The organism is Variovorax sp. P4_D9 (genome assembly GCF_056401695.1).
Window position 1 is genome coordinate 1 of record NZ_JBFUIU010000726.1, and the last position, 4,405, is coordinate 4,405.

Here is a 4,405-nt window from a genome sequence, read left to right on the forward strand (position 1 = left end):
GCCTTGTCTACATCGGCAATGCCGGCGGAGACTACAAAGGCGGCAAGGGCAAGGTCTACGCACTCGACGGAAAGACCGGCAAGGTCGTCTGGCAGTTCTTCCTCGTTCCCAAGGGCGAGGGCGACGTCGCACGGGRCCCGGTGGGCAAGTCGCCGCTCGACAATTCGACTTGGAACAATGCGCCAGGCATCCCCATCAGCGGCGGCGGCACCTGGACCTCGTACACCCTCGATATCAAGAATGGCTTGCTGTATGTTCCGGGAGGCAATCCGGCCCCCGACTTCGCTTCCGGGGCACGCGAAGGCGACAACCTCTTCACGGACTCTGTCGTTGTGCTCGACGCCAAGACGGGCGACTACAAGAACAACTTCAAGGTCGTGAAGAAGGACTGGCACGACTGGGACGTGTCCAGTCCGCCCATCCTGCATCAGACCCTGGGCGGCAAGCAGCTCATGACGGTCGCACCGAAGGACGGGCACCTCTATGGCTACGAGCTCGCCACCAACAAGCTGCTCTACCGTGTGCCGGTGACCACGATCGAGAATGTGGAGGGCACGTTCGCCGTCGGCAAGGATGTTCACTTCTGTCCGGGTCCGGTGGGAGGCACCGAATGGAACACCCCGGGCTTCGATCCGACCACGAATCTCATCATCACGGGGACCGTCGACTGGTGCGATACCGTCAAGATCAAGACTGACGAGAGAATGCGATCGGTAGCCGTCGGCCAGCCCTGGACCGGAATGGCAACCCTCAACCCGATCAACATGTTCGGCAAGGAGGACCGTACCGACGGATACTGGGCCGGGTGGATCTATGCCAGCGACGCCGACACCGGGGTCTGGAAATGGCGGGTCAAGTCCAACTATCCTATTGTCGCTGCCATCACGCCGACGGCCGGTGGAATCGTGTTCTTCGCCGACCTCGGCGGCCATTTCTATGCGCTGGACGCTTCCACCGGCCAGAAACTCTGGGGAGGCCCGCTCGGAACCGGCGGCGGCATCGGAGGCGGCGTGATCACGTACACCGTGGATGGCGTGCAGAAAGTTGCCGTCGCTGACGGATTCACCATGGTCGCGTGGCCAACGAAGCCGAGGCACGCAAGGGTCGTGGTCCTGGGCCTCGACAGCGCCGCGGCGAAGAAATGAAACGGGACTTCGAACCATGGACCTCGACCCGGTGATGCTGTCGCGGATCCAGTTCGGATTCGTCATCAGCTTTCACATCATCTTCCCGGCATTCACGATCGGGCTGGCCGCATGGCTCGCCACGATCGAGGGTGCGCGGTTGGCGACGGGCAACGCGCTCTATCGCCGGGTGTTCGATTTCTGGTTGCCGATCTTCGCCGTCTCTTTCGGCATGGGCGTGGTCACGGGCATTGTCATGGCCTTCCAGTTCGGCACCAACTGGGGTGTGCTCGCCGTCAAGACCGGTTCGATTCAAGGCCCGCTGCTCGGCTACGAGGGTTTCACGGCCTTCATGCTCGAGGCCACCTTCTTCGGCGTGATGCTGCTCGGGCGCGACCGGGTGTCGCCGCGTTTCTACTTTTTCTCATGCTGCATGGTGTCGCTGGGCACGATGTTCTCGTCCTTCTGGATCCTGGCCAACAACAGCTGGATGCAGGTCCCGCTTGGCCACACGGTGGTGGACGGCAAGATCATTCCGACCGACTGGATGCAGATCGTGCTCGGACCGATAYAGATGGTGCGCTGGCCGCACATGCTGCTCGCCGCCTTGCTGACGACCGCGATGTGCGTGTCGGGGACCGGGGCCTGGTATCTCTTGCGCCGGGTGCACTTCGACGAAGGCCGGATGATGCTGCACTGGGGCCTCGGGCTGGTCGCGGTGCTGATCCCGGTTCAGCTCTTCTTCGGTCATTTGACGGGCCTGTACGTGCTGGCTCACCAGCCCGCCAAGTTCGCCGCGATCGAGGCACGCTGGAAGAACGAGCAGCCCGCCAGCGAAGTCCTGGTCGCCATCCCCGACGAGGCGAACCAGCGCAACCTCTACGCCATCACGGTGCCCAAGCTCGGCAGCTTCATCGCATCGGGCAACTTCACCGCCGCCGAGCGCGGCCTCGAGTCCTTTCCTCGCGAAGACTGGCCGCCGGTGCTGATTCCCTTCTGGACCTTCCGGCTGATGGTCGGCATGGGTCTCATCATGCTGGCCGTCTCGTGGCTCGGCAATTTCCTGCGATGGCGCGGGAAGCTGGAGTCGTCGCGCTGGTTCCTGTGGTGCACCTTCGCGGCCTTCCCGACCGGCTTCGTCGCCATCCTCACCGGCTGGTACACGGCGGAGATCGGACGCCAGCCCTGGGTGGTCTACGGCCTGCTGCGCACCAAAGACGCCGTCACCCCCTCGCTGACCACGGGTGACGTGCTGACCTCGCTGATCGTCTACGTGGTGGTGTACTGGTTCTTCATTTCCTTCGGCATCTACTACATCTACAAGCTCCTGCGCCAGGGACCGCGTGCCAAGACGCAAGCCACGTCCAACGTCACCGGCAGCCGGCCGCTGGCCGTCGCCGCGCGCACGGACGCCGCGCCTAATGACGGATCCGGAGGCACGCGGTGAACCCGGCCGTGCCCAGCGACCTGGCGCTTTTCTGGGCGTCGGTCATCGCCATCTCGATCCTGGTCTATGTGATCCTGGACGGCTTCGACCTCGGTGTCGGAATCCTTTTCGGCACCACCAGCGATCAGGACCACCGTCTGCACATGATGGACACGATCGCACCGTTCTGGGACGGCAACGAGACCTGGCTAGTGATCATCGGCGCCGGCCTGTTTGCGACCTTTCCGGTGGTGTATGCCGTGTTCCTGGGCGCGTTCTACCTGCCTGTCCTGCTGTTGCTCGTCGGCCTGATCTTCCGCGGCATTGCCTTCGAATTCCGTTACCGCAGCGTGAAGACACGCTGGTTGTGGGATTTGGGGTTCTTTCTGGGGTCGACGGTGGTCGCCTTCGTGCAGGGGGCCGCCGTGGGCGCATTGATGCGCGGCCTTCCGGTGGCGAACGATCAGTTCGCCGGCACATCCTTCGAATGGCTGCATCCGTTCTCGGTTCTGACCGGCATCGGCCTCGTCCTCGGCTATGCGCTGCTGGGTGCGGGCTGGATCGTGCTCAAGAGCGAAGGCAATCTGCGTGACTGGGCCTATCGCCGCATCCCGTGGCTCGCCGCGGCCGTCCTCGTGGTGCTCGGCCTGGCGTTCGCCGTGTCGTTGAGCTTCGACGYAAGCGCGATCGCGCAGAGCCATCTGAAGGATCGGCCATGGGGGTGGGTCTTTGTCGCGGTGGCGATCGCCTCGTTGATCGGTGTCGTGACGGGCGCTCGTGCGCGCCGCGATGGCGTCGCATACACGCTGACCGTGGTGTTCATCGCAGCGTCGTACCTGACGCTCGGCGTGATGTTCTGGCCCTACATGGTCCCGTATGCAGTCACGGTGGCCAGTGCAGCGGCGCCGGAGGAATCGCTCCGATTCCTGTTCTACGGCGCCGTGGTGGTGCTGCCGGTGATCGCGATCTACACCATCGGCGTCTACTGGGTGTTCCGCGGCAAGGTCCGCGGCGGCTACCGGTGAGCACCGTAACAAGCCATATGAGTAGCCTGAGCGGCAGGAGTCGGAAGTGAGTGGCTTGAGTTTCCTGTGGGTCGGCCTGGGCGGCGATCTGGGATCGGCGTCTGCGGTCTCTGTTCGGCAAGAACCTGTTGGGCGACTGGAAGGCGATCACGTGTGATCGGAATTGCGCAAGGAGCACGCTATGTCGTTCATGAGTGATCTTCTCGCGCAGCCTGCCAACTTGTCCACAGCATCGAAGTACTCGGTGATGAATGGCTATATCTACCTTGGGGCGGGAGCTTTGCTCATGGTGTGGCCGGGCGCGGTGCAGACGCTCCTTTTTGATCCACCTTTTGTTGGAAACGAAGGAGCGCTCTTCCGCGTACTTGGCATGACTGTCGCCGTCATTGGCTGGCTCTACGTGTTCGGTGGTCGTTCTGGGGGGCGAAATTTCGCCCCCGCCTCCGTGCTCGACCGAGTGATACTCGTTCCGTTGGTGCTAGTGCCCTTAGCGATCGCTGGAATATTTCCTCATACCTTGGGAGCCTTTGCGATTCTTGATCCCGCGCTCGGCATCGGTGCTTGGGTGCTCCACAATCGCAAGACGTGACTGCATTACTGTACTCCGGGTGCCGGCCTCGGGCACGCCGGCGTTGCGCACGCTCGCGCAGTTCAGCGACCGCATCGCGGGGGTGATCTCGGTGGCCGGGTGGCGGTGCAGGCCCGGACGCTCGCATCGCGCCGGCGGCAGCCCGTCCATGCTGCGGATCGTGCAGATCGACTCGCTCGCACGCGAGATTCCGAGGAAAAGGCCGAGGGAGCCGCGCAGGCATGCCCGAAGAAGTGGCGGG

The 4,405-nt window shown here is 63.4% G+C and carries 5 protein-coding genes; all 5 read left to right on the top strand.

Annotated elements, in window-relative coordinates; all coding sequences use genetic code 11:
* Nucleotides 1-1,145: outer membrane protein assembly factor BamB family protein (locus AC1DY5_RS43655; RefSeq protein WP_478120645.1), on the top strand; the 1,145-nt coding region annotated here is incomplete at its 5' end.
* Between the two features lie 16 nt (nucleotides 1,146-1,161).
* Nucleotides 1,162-2,571: a cytochrome ubiquinol oxidase subunit I gene (locus tag AC1DY5_RS43660; protein WP_478120646.1), complete on the top strand. Its 1,410-nt coding sequence runs from the start codon at nucleotides 1,162-1,164 to the stop codon at nucleotides 2,569-2,571.
* The gene (cydB, locus tag AC1DY5_RS43665; RefSeq protein ID WP_478120647.1) at nucleotides 2,568-3,575 is read left to right on the top strand and encodes a cytochrome d ubiquinol oxidase subunit II; all 1,008 of its coding nucleotides are present in this window, start codon (nucleotides 2,568-2,570) and stop codon (nucleotides 3,573-3,575) included. Before AC1DY5_RS43660 ends, cydB begins: the two co-directional genes overlap by 4 nt.
* A 190-nt stretch (nucleotides 3,576-3,765) precedes the next feature.
* Complete coding sequence (locus AC1DY5_RS43670) at nucleotides 3,766-4,164, top strand: hypothetical protein (RefSeq protein WP_478120648.1); 399 nt, start codon at nucleotides 3,766-3,768, stop codon at nucleotides 4,162-4,164.
* A 19-nt stretch (nucleotides 4,165-4,183) separates the two neighbouring features.
* On the top strand, nucleotides 4,184-4,405 hold a 222-nt coding region (locus AC1DY5_RS43675), incomplete at its 3' end, for a hypothetical protein (RefSeq protein ID WP_478120649.1).